Genomic DNA, 16,301 nt, shown 5'->3' with positions numbered 1-16,301 from the left:
ACATGGCAATTGATGCACCTAATAATTTAAGGATTGAAAGATGAACGGATGGCCAGAGCTGAAATGGGATGTTGAACCAACGGGTCCGCTAAAGGGTTTGAAAATTGTTGATATGTCCACAGTTGTTCTGGGGCCATTCGCTACCCTGAATTTTGCGGACATGGGCGCGGACGTTATCAAGGTTGAAAATGACGAAGGCAAATTTGCCGGTGATATGATGCGCCATGCCGGTGACAGTCCGACCGGCGATCTCGGTCCGATTTTCACGTCGCTGAATCGCAACAAGAAATCAATCACCCTCAATGCCAAGGAAGAAGCCGATAAAGCGGTGCTTGTGGAACTGCTGAAACATGCCGATGTATTTTTCCACAATGTCCGGATGGCTGGCATGGGGCGTCTGGGGCTTGATTATGAAGCGGTGAAAGCGATTAACCCCGGGATTGTTTATGTACATTGCGCGGGCTTCGGGCAAGGCGGAGAATATTCCCACCGGCAGGCGTATGACGACCTGATCCAATGTTCATCGGGCTTTGCATCCCTGTTTGAAATGCGCGGCGACAGTGGCCGTCCTTTATATGCGCCGTCGCTTGTGGCGGATAAAACTATCGGATTGTTCGCGGTTAATGCGACGCTCGCCGCCATGTATCACAAGGAAAAAACCGGCGAAGGGCAGTTTGTCGAAGTGCCGATGTTTGAAGCCTTTACGTGGTTCAACATGGTCGAAAACCTGTGGGGTGAAACCTTCATTCCCGGCAATGGCCGTCTTGCTTATACACGGTCGGTCAATCCCAATCGCAAACCTTATCCTACCAAAGACGGATATATCGGTCTGGTCCCCTATAGCGACCAGCAATGGGAAACATTTTTTGAATTGGGCGGAAAACCCGGAGTGTTTCAGGAACCGCGCTTTGCTACATATTCCGAACGCACAAAGAATATCACCGCTCTTTATGCTTTGATCGAAGAAATCGCGGCGACCAAAACTACCGATGAATGGCTTGCGCTGCTTGATGAGCATAATATTCCAGCGATGCGCTATAACCAGATTGCCGATGTGCTCAAGGACCCGCATTTGCAGCAGGTGGGCTTCTGGGCCGAGCGGGAAGGCGAGAAAATCGGTAAATATCGCACAATCAAGCATCCGGTCCATTATTCCGCCAGTCCGGCAAATATATATGCCGATCCACCAACATTGGGCGCGGATAATGCAGAGATAAAAGACGCTATCGACCCAAAGAACCAGGTCGATAAAACGTCATAGCTACAAAAAACCGGGACAAGCCATTGCCCCGGTTTTTTTTACAAGCAAATCACGCTGTAATCAGCTTGAATAATAGAGATCAAATTCAACCGGACTTGGGGTCATTTCCACGCGGTTGACTTCTTCCCACTTCAGCGCGGCATAAGCCTCAATCTGGTCCTTGGTAAACACATCTCCTTTAAGCAGGAATTCATGATCGGCTTCCAATGCCTCTAATGCTTCGCGCAATGATCCGCAAACCGTAGGCACATCGGCCAGTTCTGCCGGTGGCAGGTCATAGAGGTTTTTGTCCATTGCTTCACCGGGATGGATTTTATTTTCAATCCCGTCGAGCCCGGCCATGAGCAAGGCAGCAGCAGACAAATAGGGATTGGCGAGCGGATCGGGGAAACGGAATTCTACCCGTTTTGCTTTGTCACCTGCTCCATAAGGAATCCGGCATGATGCAGAGCGGTTGCGACTGGAATATGCGAGCAGTACAGGCGCTTCAAAGCCGGGGACAAGGCGCTTGTAGCTGTTGGTTGTCGGGTTGGTGAACGCGTTGCACGACTTGGCATGTTTAATCACGCCGCCAATATAATGCAGGCAGGTTTCCGACAATCCGGCATATTCATTGCCGGCGAAAAGCGGTTTGCCGTCTTTCCAGATCGACATGTGGGTGTGCATGCCGGAACCGTTATCATCCCTGATCGGCTTGGGCATGAAAGTTGCGGTTTTGCCATAGGCATGGGCAACCTGCTGCACGACATATTTATAAACCTGAATCCGGTCTGCGGTTTCGACCAATGTGCCGAACATCATGCCCAGCTCATGCTGCGCGGCGGCAACCTCATGATGGTGTTTATCCATCGGCAGACCCATTTCCTGCATTGTGGCCACCATTTCGCCGCGGATATCAATGGCGCTGTCAACCGGCGCAACCGGGAAATAGCCGCCCTTCATGCGCGGGCGGTGGCCCATGTTACCAATTTCATATTCGCGGCCAGAGTTGGTCGGCAGTTCGATGTCATCGATTCTAAAGCCGGAGCGGTCATAGCCATCTTCAAACCGCACGTCGTCGAACATGAAAAATTCCGGTTCCGGTCCGACATAAACAGTATCGCCAATGCCGGTGGATTTGAGATAGGATTCAGCCCGCTTTGCAGTAGAGCGCGGGTCGCGGCCATAGAGCGAACCATCGCCGGGTTCGACAATGTCACAGACCAATATCATCATCGGCGTGGCTGAAAACGGGTCCATATACATGGCATCCAGATCGGGTCGTAAAATCATGTCCGATTCATTGATGACTTTCCATCCGCCGATTGAAGAGCCATCGAACATAAAGCCTTCTTCAAGCATATCTTCATCAATAACATTGGCGCACATCGTCAGATGCTGCCATTTGCCGCGCGGATCGGTGAAGCGGACATCAACCCACTCGATCTCGTCTTCCTTGATCAATTTCATGATGTCTGCAGCAGTATTGGCCATTATTTTGTCCCTTGGTTAGTCGGTGATATGATTATGCTGGATGTTAGGAGTCTATAGTCTGCTTTAATTTTATCGGATATTTAGAACGCTGCTCTAAATTGCATCGTTTTTGTTAGCGCTGCCCTAAATTGCATCGTTTTTAATGGCGCTGCCCTAAATTGCATCGCTGTCCCGTTCGCCGGTGCGGATACGCAGTGCTGATTCAACCGGGATAACAAAGATTTTGCCATCGCCGATACGGCCAGTCTGGGCAGCGGTGGATATCGCTTCGACAACGCGTTCGGCCAAAGTGTCGTCGACCACCACCTCCAGTTTTACCTTGGGTAGAAAATCCACGACATATTCGGCTCCGCGATACAATTCGGTATGGCCTTTTTGACGGCCAAAGCCTTTCGCTTCGGTAACGGTAATTCCCGAGACACCCACTTCGTGCAGGGCCTCTTTCACTTCATCGAGTTTGAAAGGCTTGATGATCGCTTCGACTTTTTTCATTTCATTCGTTCCTATCGCTTTGCCTTCTCCTTTTGTTTTTGCCTTAAGACTTGAACAAGTGGATGCGGCACCAACGCCGGGCGCTTTTGCCCTTTGCTATTCAACTACCATGCCAGATTGGAATCGTGCAAGGAATCGCCAAATAATTGCTATAGGCAAATGAAAGCTGTTTCAATGCTGCCCAAAAAACGGGCATTATTACAAACATAAGCCTAATGTTTAGGCAATATTGGTGACAGATATTTCCGGTTCCAGGAGCTCCCGTCTATACGGGAGTAACGGACATTAGAGCCGTGACAGCACGATAGACTTTCACGAAAACCTTATGGACCGGCGATCTTCTGCTTGGAGCATTAAGGCGCAATCAATGGAGAGCCGCTGCAATTACCGCGCGACGGGCGCGGTAATTTTGGGGACATTGGCTTTCGTCCAGTTGGAACGGTCAATGATATAATGACGTAGCGATTCAACCTGAGCGGGATCTAGCTGGGAAGAGAAACCGACCATCCCGTGTTGTTTCAATGCGCCATCGGTCACGATGGAGGCCCATGCCTCTTCACTGTCCAGAGTGGCTGATATGCGTAGGTCTGGTGTAAAGCCGTTACCCACGCCGCTGTCACCATGACAGACCATGCAAAAGCGACCGTAGACTGCCTTACCCTCGGCAACCTGTTCAGGCGTGCCGGTTGGTTCTGGCGGATTCCAGACGACTTCGCCTTTTTCTGGCAGCGGCGGCAGAGTAGTTTTACCGCCCAGCTTCATCACGATCAGCCGCGGGATATTGGGAATCTTGCGCGATGCTCCGCCAGCAACGCCGCCGGCGAGTGGAAATGCCCCGCCTTTACTGGTCAGGAAAGCAACATATTGTTCCCCGTCAATCATATAAGTGGCAGGCGCGGCAACAACGCCAGATTGCACATCCATACTCAATAGCTCATCACCGCTGTCAGCCGCATATGCCTTGAACAGGCCAAGGCTGGTTCCCTGAAACACCAGATTACCTGCCGTGGTCATGGTGCCGCCATTCCAGGCAGCGGGATAATCAACCGACCATGCGACTTCGCCTTTCTTGGGGTCAAAGGCGACAAGCTGTCCGGTTGTCGCTGCGATAGCCGCTTTATAGACATCTTTGTCATCGGGAAGCTGGCCAATCGCCCAGCCGATACCAACATTGAAACCGAGCCGCTCCCGGGTTTTGTCAAGTTTGGATGTCGGCACTTCATAACCCTGCGGGACTTGCTGTGCCGGAATATAAACCAGCCCGGTGTCGGAGTTATAGCTCATTGGATGCCAGTTATGCGCGCCCAAAGCGCCGGGAATGGCGACAAAAGGCTCTCCGGTTTTATAAAAACGCGCTGCGGGATTTTCAATCGGACGCCCGGTTTCCAGATCATAGCCCTCTGCCCAGTTGATATTCTCGACAAAAGGCTCCGCGCTCATCAACCGGCCATTGGTGCGGTCAATAACAAAGAAAAAGCCGTTTTTCGGCGCATGAAAAAGCACTTTGCGTTTCTTGGTGAGCGCATTTTTTTGCGTGTCGGCATCTTCATCCGTTTCCTCACCGGCGGGTTGCTCTTTGCTTACCGGCCAGTCAATTTCGGCAATGATGATAGACTGGGTAGCCGTATAATCCCATGATTCAGCAGGTGTTTCCTGATAATGCCAGAGATATTTTCCGGTATCAGGCTCAACCGCAACGATTGAGGATAAGAACAAATTATCCCCTTCACCACCCGAGCGTAGCCCGTGGTTCCACGGATTTCCGTTGCCGACTCCGAAATAAAGCTGGTCAAGCTCTTCATCATAAACAATGCTGTCCCATACGGTGCCGCCACCGCCGGATTCTTTCCATTCCCCGTCGCCCCATGTTTTATTGGCGGCCTTGGCAAAAATCTCGTCACTCGCAGCGCCGTCGGCTTTCCCTTCGGGATTAGGGACCGTGTAGAAACGCCATTTTTGCGTTCCATCAGCGATATTATAGGCGGTGATATAACCGCGCACACCAAATTCTGCGCCGCCATTTCCGATAATCACCATGTTTTTTACCACCCGCGGTGCGCCGGTAATCGTATATGGCTTGCTGTTATCGGTGGTCTGGGTTGCCCATAAACGCGCGCCGGTATTGGCATCCAGTGCGATCAGGCGGCCATCAAGAGTCCCGAAAAATAATCGGCCACGCGAATAGGCAAGCCCGCGATTTACAACGTCACAGCAGGCATCAACCGCTTTGTCACCGGAAACCTGTGGATCAAAAGACCATAGTTCCTTGCCGGTTTTCGCATCATAGGCAAATACTTTGGACCATGCAGTCGTGATGAACAGTTTTCCATCAACCATTACGGGTGTGGCTTCTTGACCGCGTGCGTCGGGTAAATCCTTGAACCAGGCAATGCCCAGTTTATCGACGTTGTTGTCGTTTATCTGGTCGAGAGGACTGTGGCGTTGTTCCTTGGCATCATAACCGATATTGCTCCATCCGTGATCTTCCTGAGTGGCGGATGCAATCTTTTGCTCTGCGCTCTGGTTTTGACAGGCGGCCAGCAAACAGGTGGCAAAAAACAATCCCAAACGACGCATCTTCACTTCTCCCGAACCGGTCAAACCTGCATGGGCCTGCCCTTATATTAACTGACTAACTAAATTCAGGCCGTTCGGTCAAGTCTGATGCTTAGCTATAAGGCGGACAGTCGAGGCCAGCAGGGCTTTTCGTGAAAATCTCGCACCCGTCCTCGGTAATCCCGATGCTATGTTCAAACTGTGCCGACAGCGAGCGATCACGCGTCACGGCGGTCCAGCCATCGTCCAGCATTTTTACAGCATATTTCCCGATATTTATCATCGGTTCAATCGTAAAAAACATTCCCGGGCGCAGTTCAGGGCCTGTGCCGGGACGTCCGGCATGGACGACTTCGGGAGCATCATGGAACATCTGTCCCAGACCATGGCCGCAAAAATCACGCACGACGCTATATCGGTTGCTTTCTGCATGGGTTTGAATGGCGTGGGAAACATCCCCCATTCGGTTGCCGGGTTTGGCCTGCTCAATGCCCAGCATCAAACATTCATACGTGTTCTGCACCAGCTTTCTGGCTTTAACCGGCGTTTTACCGATCAGGAACATACGGCTGGTATCACCATGCCAGCCATCGACGATGACGGTCACGTCAATATTGGCGATATCGCCTTCTTTCAATATTTTATCGCCGGGAATCCCGTGGCACACCACATGGTTGACCGAGATACAGCAGCTATGTGTGAAACCGCGGTAGCCTAGAGTCGCGGGCACGGAGCCTTCGCGAAACGCATGTTCACGGACCATATCGTCAAGCGCACCTGTGGTCACGCCCGGCACAACATGCGGCACCAGCGCGTCGAGAATCTCAGCAGCCAGCCGTCCGGCCTTACGCATGCCTTCAAAACCTTCGGGTCCGTGAAGTTTGATCGCGCCGGTCCGGCTTTGCGGAGTGGCTTCCTCTACAGTAAGATAATCAGTCATATCCCGTATATATGGACATTATCCCCGTTTGACGAGGGGCAATCAGAGGGAATATCTGTTTCGCATGGCAAATTATAACCATGGCCCCCGATCCATCATATAGTCTGCCATAAAATCGCCGTTGATGATTTGGCGAACTGCTCTATATCCGGATGCTATGAGCAACTCCCGCATTTATACCGCTGCCTTGATCGTGATTGGAGATGAAATCCTTTCGGGCAGGACAGCGGACAAAAATATTCCGCAAATTTCCAAATGGCTGAATGTGCAGGGTATCAGGCTCGCAGAAGTCAGGGTGGTTGCCGATGACATAGATGCTATTGGCGAAGCGGTGAATATATTGCGTGCGCGCAATGATTATCTGTTCACCACCGGCGGTATCGGCCCGACCCACGACGATATTACGGTGGATGCCATTTCCAAAGCGCTGGATGTGGATGTTGTCATTCACCCGGATGCACGCGCGATGCTTGAAAGACATTATGCGGATAAAGGCGGGCTAAATGAAGGTCGCTTGCGTATGGCGAGGGTGCCAGAGGGTTCAGAGCTGATCGAAAATCGCATGTCCGGTGCGCCGGGGATTGTGATCGACAACCTCTATCTGATGGCCGGTGTGCCGCATATTACGGCAGGAATGTTGGACGGATTAACCGGGACATTGGAAGGCGGCGCGCCATTATTGTCTGAAACGCTTGGTGCTTGGGCGCCTGAGAGCGAGATTGCCGATGTCCTGATCGCGGCGGAAAAAGCCCATGACGATTGCCAGATTGGTAGCTATCCCTTTTTTCGTGCCGGCAAGGTTGGCGCAAATTTCGTTATTCGCTCGACAGAGAAAGACGCGCTGAAAGCATGCACAGCGGATTTGAAAGCCGGTCTGGAAAAAGCGGGTTACGAGGTTACTGACGGAGGGATTTAAGGGCTACTCCCGCATCGCTTTTAGCGCCGCTCCTGCCGTAAATGGTGTAATAGCGACGAGTAGTAACGACACCGCGCTCAGGAACAACAGCGCGCTGCTGCTTTGATCCGACAGGCTACCTGCCCCGAAAATAAGCAACGGGATGGCGAGCGGTACCAACAGTAATCCGCCCAGTGCCCCCGCTCCTTTCAGGCCGGAAGTCAGTGCTGCGATCATGACTGCCAGACCTGCCAGCGCCGGTGTTGCAATCGCTAGGCTGGACAGCAAAAGGCCGAGCGGTGGCCCTTCCAGCCCCATCAAACCGCTGGCTAGCAAGGCGGCCAATAACAGCGGTGGCCCAAAAGATAACCAATGCGAAATAAGCCGGGCAAAGGCGATCCACTCGTCGGTAATGCCGCGCACCAATAGCTGGTCGTAAAGCCCGTTATCAAGATCAGGCTGAACCAGCCGGTCCAGCGGCAGCAAGGTCGCCAGTAAAGCGGCAATCCATAATATCCCGCCACCTGTCTGTAACAGCAAATCACGATCCGGTCCCACGGCAAAGGGGAAGAGTGTTGCTGCCGACAAATAGAATATGACCGGCAGCCACGTCCCGCCGCTGGCATAGCTTTGCCGGACATCTCGCCAGATCAGTGTTTTGAGCGCACCGATCATAGAGCGGATTCCTGGTGAACCTGATGTGCCAAGGGCGCAGATAATTTTCTCGAAAGGCGTAACGTCGTATCAAATGCGACCGGCAAAGCGATATGGCTGGCGGCCAATATGATGCCGCCGCTGCCTAGATGACATTGCATGGCCCGGCCCAATTGTTCTACCGAGGCACTGTCAAGTCCGTTGGCCGGTTCATCGAGCAGCCACAGCTTGGCGTTGTTCAGGAAAGTCCGGGCCAATCGAGCGCGTTGCCGCTGACCTGTGGAGAAATAACGAACGGGGACTTCGGCTAGATGTCCCATATCCATGGCGTTAATGGCCCGCGCAACATCTTGATCGCTTTTACTATCCAGTTTCGCCCAGAAATACAGCGCGGATGACAGCGGCAGATTTTCATCCAGCGCCATCCGGTCATCACATAATGCGATGGATTCAGGGACATGGACTGATCCCGAAAATGGATCGAGCAATCCGGCAATAAGCCGCAGCAAACTGGATTTACCCGCGCCATTGGGTCCGGTAATCAATCCTGCCTCTCCCGGCATCAAGGCAAGGGTGAGGTCACGGAACAGCAATTTATCGCCGCGCACACACGACAGGGCTGTGGCGCGCAAACAATTGCCCCCTTCTTCCCGCATTTTGGTTGACGCCCCTTGGTTCATGGGGGAGACTTAAGCCATGAAACAACGATAAAGCCAAGGCAGGAGTATCGAAATATGGTCGCAAAACTTAATGATGCACAGCGTGAAGCCGCTCTGGCCACGCTAAAAGACTGGAAATATGATGACAAACGCGATGCAATTAGCCGCAAGTTCAAATTTTCAGATTTCACCGAAGCCTTCGCATTTATGACCCGTGTTGCCCTGCATGCCGAGAAAGCAGACCATCACCCTGAATGGTTTAATGTCTATAATAGTGTCGATATCACGCTGACGACCCATGATGCCGGTGAGAATGGCGGATTGTCGCAGCGCGATATAGAGCTTGCGAAAATAATCGAAGCCAGTTGTTAAATATAGCGTGGTCTATTTATATCTGATCGGAACCGGCTAGCACTCCGCCTAGGCTGTCAACACGTGCGACGGCCTGTTTACGCAGCCGTCCCGGTATCCAACGCGCGGCAAAGGCCAGTTGTTTCGCCATTTTATTGACAGGTGTGTGGACTTTCTCGCCGTGGACCGCATTCCATGCTTCCGGGCCAATAATGGACACCGGACTGACCATGATTCCAGAGGATTCAAGCATTTCCTTACCGCTTTGATTAGATCCATCAGCGACTCCGGAAATAATATTGGTATCTATAAATCCGGGCATGAGGGAGCGCGATTTGATCCCATATTTGCGGAATTCAATATCGTGCGATTCGGCAAGGCCGCGAACCGCAAATTTTGTCGCGCTATAAACGCTAAGGTCCGCGACACCGTATATACCGGCGGCTGATGCGGTATAAAGCACACAGCTATCCGGCGTGTCCCGTAAAAGATCGAAACACGCGCGTGTTCCGCTAATCACGCCGGTAAGGTTAATCGCGATCATCAGATCGACCTCCTCGTCGGTCATCTCCTGAATAGCGCCGCCGGTACCGATGCCGGCATTGTTAAATAACACGGTCATCTGACCGCCGGTCAGGGCGCCAAATTCTTCGACAACCGACGCCCATTGCCCACGGTTGGTTACATCAAGATGATGCGTGGAACTCATGCCATCGGGTAGCATCGCTGCGGTTTCGGAGAGGCCGATATCGTTGATATCCGCTAGTCCGACAAACCAGCCCCGATCAGCGAAATAGCGCGCAACTTCGCGGCCCAGCCCCGATGCGCCGCCAGTGATAAATATAGATTTCTGTCCGTTTTGATATGCCATTTTCTGTCCCCACCCTAGTGATTTTTGCTAGCCGCAATCATTGTCTTATTGACATTTTTGTTCATTCGAGCGGTTTTTGAACTTCAGGTCAAGTGCGATTGGACATATTGGTCAAAGCGCGGCAATAATGATCCGGATGAATGTAAAGGCATCAGCTTCGGGACCTGCTATCAGTCTCCACAATCTTGGTCGGCGCTACGGCGCTATCAAAGCTGTGGATGGAGTATCGCTGGACATTGCGGCGGGCAGTCTGGTCGCTTTGGTCGGTTTGTCGGGGTCCGGTAAATCAACACTTCTAAAAATGATCAATCGGCTGGTCGAGCCGACTGCCGGAGAGATATGTATCGCAGGTGAAAATGTGAAGGCGGTTGATCCACATATTCTGCGCCGCCGGATCGGCTATGTGTTTCAGAATATCGGCCTGTTCCCGCATATGCCTATCGCGCGCAATATCGCTATTGGTCTGGAACTGGCCGGCACGAAAACCGGCCGGCAAAAGCGGGTAGCGGAATTGCTCGACCTTGTCGATTTGCCTCGGGAAATGGCAGACCGGATGCCACACCAGCTAAGCGGTGGCCAGCAGCAGCGGGTGGGCGTTGCAAGGGCGCTGGCCACGCGGCCAGGGTTGATGTTGATGGATGAACCCTTTGGCGCGTTGGACCCGGTGACGCGCGATAGTCTGGTCGATGAATATAAAGCGCTGCATAATAAGCTGGGGCTGACTACGATTATCGTGACCCATGACATGGCCGAGGCGCTGTATCTGGCCGATCGCATATTGGTGATGGAGGGCGGAGAGATCAAGGCAGATGCTACGCCGGCCGAGATGCTGTCTGGCAATGCGGGTGAGGCAGCCGAAGCTCTGGTCGCAATCCCGCGGGCTCAGGCTGAGCATCTTATCGCACTGGAAAAAACGGTATGAGCGCGGAAACGGGCTTGCAGACGGGCTTGCAAACGGGCGGGCAGCCGGGTGTCTGGCAGCAAGCATTCGCCCGTGTCCCCGAATTGCTGGCGGCGCATGTGCAGCTTAGTTTTACTGCCTTGTTACTGGCCATGGCTTTATGTCTGCCGCTAGCGATATGGGCAGCGCGTAACACGAAAGTGGCAACAATCGTTCTGGGCTTTGCCAGCCTTATCCAGACGATCCCGGCGCTGGCGTTGCTTGCCTTATTCTATCCGGCCTTGCTGGGCTTGTCGGCATTATTGGGAGAGCAGATCGGCGGAGGCATTTCCGCTCTTGGCTTTATACCGGCCTTGTTGGCGTTGACCCTTTATGCGCTTTTGCCAATTTTACGTAATGCCGTAACTGGCCTGATCGGCGTTGATCCGGCGGTGAGACAGGCGGCGGACGGGCTGGGCATGACCGCTGCACAAAAACTGCGGCTGGTCGAAGCGCCAATTGCCGCGCCAACGATAATGGCCGGAATCCGGACGGCTGCGGTGTGGACCATCGGCGCAGCGACATTATCCACAACGGTCGGGCAATCCAGTTTGGGTGACCTTATTTTTACAGGACTGCAAACGCAAAATTGGACTTTGGTGCTGACTGGCTGCTTTGCCTCGGCTGGATTGGCGATCATCGTTGACCTGTTACTTGGTCTGATCGAGCGGGCAATTCTCGAGCGGCGCAAAATTATCGCATGGGGCACAGCCGCACTGCTTTGTGTCGGATTGGGAGCCGCGCTGCTACCCATGATGGCTACCCGCGATAATGTGGTTGTGATTGGCTCAAAAAGCTTTGCCGAGCAGTTTATATTAGCCAGACTGATCGGATTGCGCCTGAAGGAAGCAGGCTATGAAGTGGAATATCAGGACGGTCTGGGGTCGGCAGTGGTGTTTCAGGCCGTGGCGGCGGGTGATATTGATATATATGTCGATTATTCCGGCACTATCTGGACCAACCAGATGAAACGTAATGATCCACTTCCAGCCAATGAAATGCTGCCGGAAATCACTAAATGGAGCAAAGAAACACATGGTGTTGCCATGGCCGGAGCGCTGGGCTTTGAAAATAGCTATGCTTTTGCTGTTCGGTCAGAAGATGCAGCAAGCAAACAGCTCAGGACGCTCGATGATCTGGCGCGCGTGTCGTCCGGTTTTGCTTTCGGAACGGATCTGGAGTTTCTGGAACGACCGGAGTGGGAAATGGTCAAAGCAGCCTATCCGATCCGGTTCAAGGAAACCCGGTCGTTTAATCCGACCTTCATGTACCCCGCTTTATCAAGCGGTGAAGTGGATGTTATTTCGGCTTTTTCCTCTGACGGGCGGATAGCTGCCAATGGTCTGATCGTACTAGATGATCCAAAAGGAGCAATACCGCCTTATGATGCGATGGTTTTAATAGCGCAGGGATTTAGCGATGATAAAAATTTCATGGGCGCAATCAAGCCCTTGATCGGTGCGATCACCGTAGAGAATATGCGAAAAGCCAATTATATGGTGGACCGTAAAACGGACAAACGTTCGCCCGGACGGGCTGCGCTCTGGTTGGATCAGCAAATCAGGAATAAGAAAGATTAATAAGTGGCTAAACAGTTTTTTGTGATGTTGCGGCTGCGCTTTATTGCAGTCCTGTTACCATTATTTCTGGCCACCATGCCAGCGCAGGCGCAAGTAAATGTAACCTTCTATTCCCATGATTTCGGGAAGAATTTCCCCCATGCTTTTTTTGTGCTGAAGGGAAAATTGTCGAACGGCCAAAACGTTGATACCAGTTTCGGTTTCACTGCGGTGAATATTTCCCCCGGTATTTTATGGGGATCGGTAAAAGGCAAAGTGGAAACGGCAAAGCCCAAATATATTGCCAACAGCAATCCGCATTTCACCGTCACCGTGGCGGATGATAAATATCGTGATCTTATGGCTCTGGTCGCCAAATGGCGTAATATGCCTCAGAAAAGCTATAGCCTGAACAAACGCAATTGCGTGCATTTTGCCAGCGAGGCCATTGCGTTACTGGGTTATCGGTTCAACCCGAAAACCGATTTCTGGAAAAAGCCGCGTTCCTTTATGGAAGAAGTTTTGAAGCTAAATCCGGGGTTAAAGAAATAATCCGCTACATCACAGTTGTATTATAATGATGCCAGATGAAAATCGCGACAGCCCCCCGGTGCGGGGACCAGGGGATAGCAATTTCCCTTAATTCCTTTTCCGATGGCCGTGTGTCATGGCCCAATATGCTGCCTGCGCCCGCCTGAATCGCCAAATCTCCTGCGGGCCAGATATCGGGCCGACCCAAAGCAAAGAGCAGGTAAATTTCTGCTGACCAGCGGCCAATGCCCTTTATTTTTGTAAGCAGCGCAATCGCTTCTTCGTCACCATCCGGCAGATTGTCGAGATCAAGCTCTCCCGACATTATCAACTCCGCCAGACTGCGTGCATAGCCCTGCTTCTGGCGAGACAATCCACAAGCGCGCAGCGCGTCAAAATCGGTTGCGATCAGTTTTTCCGCCGGGCATCCCTCCCCCAATAAAGCCTCCAGCTTGTTCCAGACAGATGTCGCCGCAGCCACGCTTACCTGTTGGCCGACAATCGTTCGCAGTAACGTCTGATAACCGGGTGGATTGATTCGGGGTTCCGGATAACCGGCAGCAGCAATTGCTTTTTCAAAGCGCGGTTCGACTTTGCGAATCATATCCAGACTTGCCCTGATCGTCTCTTTTGATAGGCCCATTGCGGGAGTCCCTTGTGTAATTCGCCGTTTCCGGCCTTGATTATTTTTGTTCCACCAGACATAGCGTGCCGGATTCTAAAATAACACAGCTTGAGGGGTTAAGATGCCGACAATTCATGTTACTGACAGATCCGGTGAAGAAAAGGCCGTTACCGTTGATAATGGCATAAGCGTTATGGAAGCGATTCGCGACAACGGGTTTGACGAATTGCTTGCGCTATGCGGGGGTTGTTGTTCTTGTGCCACCTGTCATGTTCATGTCGATGCCGAATGGACAAGCAAGCTGCCGGAAATGAGCGAAGATGAAGATGATTTGCTGGAAAGCAGCGACCATCGTAATGAATCATCACGTCTGAGCTGCCAGATTGAATTAAGTGACGATCTTGACGGATTAAAGGTGAGGATCGCTGACGAGGACTAAACGGCCCAAATAATTCTGATGTAAAAAAAGGGAGCTTATCGGGCTCCCTTTTTTTATGGCTATTAAACAGAAGCTGCTTGTCAAAAGCGGATCAGTACGCGTGGTTCCTGGTCAGATACAGCGCCCTTTCCGATTTTCCAGCTCATCACTTTCATGTCGCCTTTTTCGGTAAAGCCGTCGGCGCTGTTATTGGTCACAACTCTGCCATTGGTTTCCACCGTCAACATGCCGTCAATCTCTGCTAGATTTGAGGCAGTTTTGTCGCCTTCTTTCATAATCATATTAAATAAACCACCCTGTCCTGCAATTGCAGGGGCGAGCAGTTCCAATGCGCCATCGGCGCGCTGGACGATCTGGAAAAACGGATATTGCATCTGTGCGTCCGGCAGAACAGGAAAGCTGAAATAGCTGCCGATCGGGCCGGTTTGCTGGTATTCTACGTCAAAAATACTGCCACCAGCATATTCGACCTTTTTCCAGCCATGATATTTTTGCAGCTTTTTAGCAAAGGCGCGCATGCTCGCAACATCGCCGGGTATCGGTCCGCCAAAAAACGCACCAGCCATCATTGATTCTTCTGCATAGTTTTTTTGTTTGCGCGCCTGTTTGCGTTCATATTTTTTCTGCCGTGTCGCAATTTCTTCTTCGCTGCAGGCTCGTTCCGTCACTATATAGGGCTGGTCGTCGACATCCGTTTCGGCGTCTATCCCATAGGGGTCATATTCGTCCCCGTAGACTGGTGGCTGAGGATCAATCTTTCCGCTGCTTTCATACACAAAATCCCGGCATTTCAATTTGGCCGGATCAAATGGTTCATTGCTCGGTTTTTTCAATTTGTCATCATCCGGCATAACCATTTGAATTTGCCCGGTATAAGCGAATTCATAGCGCTCGCCGTCGAGGATTTTCAGATTAGCGTCAAATTTCCCTGGTAACAGAAAACATCCTGTCAATAACAAGGGTGCGGCCATGGCCGCTATAAATCTGGTTAATTGTTTCATTTAGCCCCCCAAGTTTCTGGTATATTCCGCATATAAAGCAATGGCTGCCGCATTTGATACATTCAGGCTTTCCATTTTGGGTGCCATTGGCAGCCGCGCCAGTGCATCGCAATGGGCGGCAACATTTTGACGTAAGCCTTCACCTTCTGCGCCCATGACCAACGCCAGCTTGCTTTGCCCCATGATATCGCCAAGCGTATCCTGCGCCTCGCCGTCCATTCCGATGCGCCAATAGCCAGCAGCCGCAATGTCGTCGAGCGCCCGCGCCAGATTGACCACCCGCACCCAAGGTACAATTTCCAGAGCTCCGGACGCCGATTTCGCCAATGTTCCGGATTCGGGTGGTGCATGACGGTCCTGTGTCACTATCGCAGCGGCATCAAAAGCGGCGGCAGAGCGCAGAATAGCACCAACATTATGGGGATCAGTGACCTGATCCAATACCAGAATAGGCCGTCCGGTATCAGCGGCTTTGTCCAGCATGTCGCCTAACCAGATGTCTGGCAATGGATCTACATCCAGCACCATGCCCTGATGGGGCGCATCGCGCGGAATGACCCGGCCCAGATCGGCAACATCGCTGAAAACAACGGGTAATCCATCAGGAATGTCCAGTGTCGCCAGCGCTTCGCGTGTGCCGGATATTTTCTTTACCAAGCGGTGCGGATTGGCCAATGCGGCCTCCACCGCATGCCTGCCCCAGAATTTCAAACCGCCGCCGGTTTTTTTTATAGATCTATTTTTGCGTGCCATACCGCTCCTTAGCCCTTTGACCGCGCAGACACACCCATTTTTTCATGGTTATTGATGTGATTCCGGATGATTTCATAGCGAATATGTAATTTCAGCCGGGCAGGCTTGACACATCGCGATGCTTTCGTCATTGAGCCGCATCTCACCGTCAAACGGTGAAGACAGGCAACCAGATGGACAGGTGGCCGAGTGGTTAAAGGCAGCAGACTGTAAATCTGCCCGCGTAAGCGTACATAGGTTCGAATCCTATCCTGTCCACCATTTTTGCCGAGTAGAGCCGATCCGGGGGATCGGCGTCGGC

At 52.1% G+C, this 16,301-nt stretch carries 17 protein-coding genes and 1 tRNA gene; 8 read left to right on the top strand and 10 right to left on the bottom strand.

All coding sequences use genetic code 11. The features are described 5' to 3' along the window. Positions 1-40 precede the first annotated feature (40 nt). Positions 41-1,261 (top strand): CoA transferase, encoded by a 1,221-nt coding sequence (locus AB1K62_RS13870; protein WP_367004418.1) that lies wholly within the window; start codon positions 41-43, stop codon positions 1,259-1,261. Between the two features lie 60 nt (positions 1,262-1,321). Here AB1K62_RS13870 and glnA read toward each other — a convergent pair whose 3' ends face one another. The 4 genes from glnA to map form a co-directional block, all read right to left on the bottom strand. Further along, positions 1,322-2,734: a type I glutamate--ammonia ligase gene (gene glnA / locus AB1K62_RS13865; protein ID WP_367004416.1), complete on the bottom strand. Its 1,413-nt coding sequence runs from the start codon at positions 2,732-2,734 to the stop codon at positions 1,322-1,324. 153 nt (positions 2,735-2,887) lie between these two features. Next, on the bottom strand, positions 2,888-3,226 hold the full coding sequence (locus AB1K62_RS13860; RefSeq protein ID WP_367004414.1) for a P-II family nitrogen regulator: 339 nt from the start codon (positions 3,224-3,226) through the stop codon (positions 2,888-2,890). A 384-nt stretch (positions 3,227-3,610) separates the two neighbouring features. Then, a complete protein-coding gene (locus tag AB1K62_RS13855; protein ID WP_367004413.1) occupies positions 3,611-5,803 on the bottom strand; it encodes a PQQ-dependent dehydrogenase, methanol/ethanol family in 2,193 nt (730 codons plus the stop codon). Between the two features lie 91 nt (positions 5,804-5,894). Further along, positions 5,895-6,722 carry a type I methionyl aminopeptidase gene (gene map, locus AB1K62_RS13850; RefSeq protein WP_367004411.1) on the bottom strand — a complete coding sequence of 276 codons (828 nt, stop codon included), beginning with the start codon at positions 6,720-6,722 and terminating at the stop codon, positions 5,895-5,897. A 157-nt stretch (positions 6,723-6,879) separates the two neighbouring features. Here map and AB1K62_RS13845 point away from each other — a divergent pair, with 157 nt between their 5' ends. Then, the gene (locus AB1K62_RS13845) at positions 6,880-7,638 is read left to right on the top strand and encodes a molybdopterin-binding protein (protein ID WP_367004408.1); all 759 of its coding nucleotides are present in this window, start codon (positions 6,880-6,882) and stop codon (positions 7,636-7,638) included. Positions 7,639-7,641: 3 nt separating this feature from the next. Here AB1K62_RS13845 and AB1K62_RS13840 read toward each other — a convergent pair whose 3' ends face one another. Further along, positions 7,642-8,292, bottom strand: coding sequence for a heme exporter protein CcmB (locus AB1K62_RS13840; RefSeq protein ID WP_367004407.1), 651 nt, complete (start codon positions 8,290-8,292; stop codon positions 7,642-7,644). After that, complete coding sequence (gene ccmA, locus AB1K62_RS13835) at positions 8,289-8,927, bottom strand: heme ABC exporter ATP-binding protein CcmA (RefSeq protein WP_367004405.1); 639 nt, start codon at positions 8,925-8,927, stop codon at positions 8,289-8,291. The genes AB1K62_RS13840 and ccmA overlap by 4 nt, the downstream gene beginning before the upstream one ends. A 51-nt stretch (positions 8,928-8,978) precedes the next feature. On the opposite strand from ccmA, the gene AB1K62_RS13830 reads away from it, so the two are divergent. Beyond that, on the top strand, positions 8,979-9,302 hold the full coding sequence (locus AB1K62_RS13830) for a 4a-hydroxytetrahydrobiopterin dehydratase (RefSeq protein ID WP_367004553.1): 324 nt from the start codon (positions 8,979-8,981) through the stop codon (positions 9,300-9,302). 16 nt (positions 9,303-9,318) lie between these two features. On the opposite strand, the gene AB1K62_RS13825 is transcribed toward AB1K62_RS13830, so the two are convergent. Next, positions 9,319-10,152, bottom strand: a complete 834-nt coding sequence (locus AB1K62_RS13825) for an SDR family oxidoreductase (protein ID WP_367004403.1) — start codon at positions 10,150-10,152, stop codon at positions 9,319-9,321. Positions 10,153-10,279: 127 nt separating this feature from the next. On the opposite strand from AB1K62_RS13825, the gene AB1K62_RS13820 reads away from it, so the two are divergent. Genes AB1K62_RS13820 through AB1K62_RS13810 form a run of 3 tightly spaced genes read left to right on the top strand, consistent with a single transcriptional unit; the run spans position 10,280 to position 13,203 of the window. Then, entirely contained in the window at positions 10,280-11,074 is a 795-nt protein-coding gene (locus AB1K62_RS13820; RefSeq protein WP_367004402.1) for an ABC transporter ATP-binding protein, read from the top strand. Further along, complete coding sequence (locus tag AB1K62_RS13815) at positions 11,071-12,672, top strand: ABC transporter permease/substrate-binding protein (RefSeq protein ID WP_367004400.1); 1,602 nt, start codon at positions 11,071-11,073, stop codon at positions 12,670-12,672. The genes AB1K62_RS13820 and AB1K62_RS13815 overlap by 4 nt, the downstream gene beginning before the upstream one ends. A 3-nt stretch (positions 12,673-12,675) precedes the next feature. After that, positions 12,676-13,203 carry a hypothetical protein gene (locus AB1K62_RS13810; protein ID WP_367004398.1) on the top strand — a complete coding sequence of 176 codons (528 nt, stop codon included), beginning with the start codon at positions 12,676-12,678 and terminating at the stop codon, positions 13,201-13,203. Between the two features lie 4 nt (positions 13,204-13,207). Here AB1K62_RS13810 and AB1K62_RS13805 read toward each other — a convergent pair whose 3' ends face one another. Then, entirely contained in the window at positions 13,208-13,825 is a 618-nt protein-coding gene (locus tag AB1K62_RS13805) for a DNA-3-methyladenine glycosylase 2 family protein (protein ID WP_367004395.1), read from the bottom strand. 103 nt (positions 13,826-13,928) lie between these two features. On the opposite strand from AB1K62_RS13805, the gene AB1K62_RS13800 reads away from it, so the two are divergent. Continuing rightward, positions 13,929-14,246: a 2Fe-2S iron-sulfur cluster-binding protein gene (locus AB1K62_RS13800; protein WP_367004394.1), complete on the top strand. Its 318-nt coding sequence runs from the start codon at positions 13,929-13,931 to the stop codon at positions 14,244-14,246. 80 nt (positions 14,247-14,326) lie between these two features. Here AB1K62_RS13800 and AB1K62_RS13795 read toward each other — a convergent pair whose 3' ends face one another. Both AB1K62_RS13795 and rlmB read right to left on the bottom strand, forming a co-directional pair. Continuing rightward, positions 14,327-15,247: a hypothetical protein gene (locus AB1K62_RS13795; RefSeq protein WP_367004392.1), complete on the bottom strand. Its 921-nt coding sequence runs from the start codon at positions 15,245-15,247 to the stop codon at positions 14,327-14,329. Beyond that, a complete protein-coding gene (rlmB, locus tag AB1K62_RS13790; protein WP_367004389.1) occupies positions 15,248-16,000 on the bottom strand; it encodes a 23S rRNA (guanosine(2251)-2'-O)-methyltransferase RlmB in 753 nt (250 codons plus the stop codon). It lies immediately after the preceding gene. 175 nt (positions 16,001-16,175) lie between these two features. Here rlmB and AB1K62_RS13785 point away from each other — a divergent pair. After that, positions 16,176-16,261, top strand: a tRNA-Tyr gene (locus AB1K62_RS13785). Positions 16,262-16,301 lie beyond the last annotated feature (40 nt).

Source organism: Parasphingorhabdus sp. JC815 (assembly GCF_040717415.1).
In the GTDB taxonomy this organism is placed as follows: Bacteria; Pseudomonadota; Alphaproteobacteria; order Sphingomonadales; family Sphingomonadaceae; genus Parasphingorhabdus.
This window is presented reverse-complemented; position numbering and strand designations above follow the sequence as displayed.

Bases quoted from the DNA above. Each gene is read 5' to 3' on its own strand.
- glnA (WP_367004416.1), bottom strand. From the start codon at position 2,734: ATGGCCAATACTGCTGCAGACATCATGAAATTGATCAAGGAAGACGAG.
- AB1K62_RS13860 (WP_367004414.1), bottom strand. From the start codon at position 3,226: ATGAAAAAAGTCGAAGCGATCATCAAGCCTTTCAAACTCGATGAAGTG.
- AB1K62_RS13795 (WP_367004392.1), bottom strand. From the start codon at position 15,247: ATGAAACAATTAACCAGATTTATAGCGGCCATGGCCGCACCCTTGTTA.
- AB1K62_RS13805 (WP_367004395.1), bottom strand. From the start codon at position 13,825: ATGGGCCTATCAAAAGAGACGATCAGGGCAAGTCTGGATATGATTCGC.
- AB1K62_RS13845 (WP_367004408.1), top strand. From the start codon at position 6,880: ATGAGCAACTCCCGCATTTATACCGCTGCCTTGATCGTGATTGGAGAT.
- ccmA (WP_367004405.1), bottom strand. From the start codon at position 8,927: ATGCGGGAAGAAGGGGGCAATTGTTTGCGCGCCACAGCCCTGTCGTGT.
- rlmB (WP_367004389.1), bottom strand. From the start codon at position 16,000: ATGGCACGCAAAAATAGATCTATAAAAAAAACCGGCGGCGGTTTGAAA.
- AB1K62_RS13815 (WP_367004400.1), top strand. From the start codon at position 11,071: ATGAGCGCGGAAACGGGCTTGCAGACGGGCTTGCAAACGGGCGGGCAG.
- AB1K62_RS13825 (WP_367004403.1), bottom strand. From the start codon at position 10,152: ATGGCATATCAAAACGGACAGAAATCTATATTTATCACTGGCGGCGCA.
- AB1K62_RS13840 (WP_367004407.1), bottom strand. From the start codon at position 8,292: ATGATCGGTGCGCTCAAAACACTGATCTGGCGAGATGTCCGGCAAAGC.
- AB1K62_RS13855 (WP_367004413.1), bottom strand. From the start codon at position 5,803: ATGCGTCGTTTGGGATTGTTTTTTGCCACCTGTTTGCTGGCCGCCTGT.
- AB1K62_RS13800 (WP_367004394.1), top strand. From the start codon at position 13,929: ATGCCGACAATTCATGTTACTGACAGATCCGGTGAAGAAAAGGCCGTT.
- map (WP_367004411.1), bottom strand. From the start codon at position 6,722: ATGACTGATTATCTTACTGTAGAGGAAGCCACTCCGCAAAGCCGGACC.
- AB1K62_RS13820 (WP_367004402.1), top strand. From the start codon at position 10,280: ATGATCCGGATGAATGTAAAGGCATCAGCTTCGGGACCTGCTATCAGT.
- AB1K62_RS13870 (WP_367004418.1), top strand. From the start codon at position 41: ATGAACGGATGGCCAGAGCTGAAATGGGATGTTGAACCAACGGGTCCG.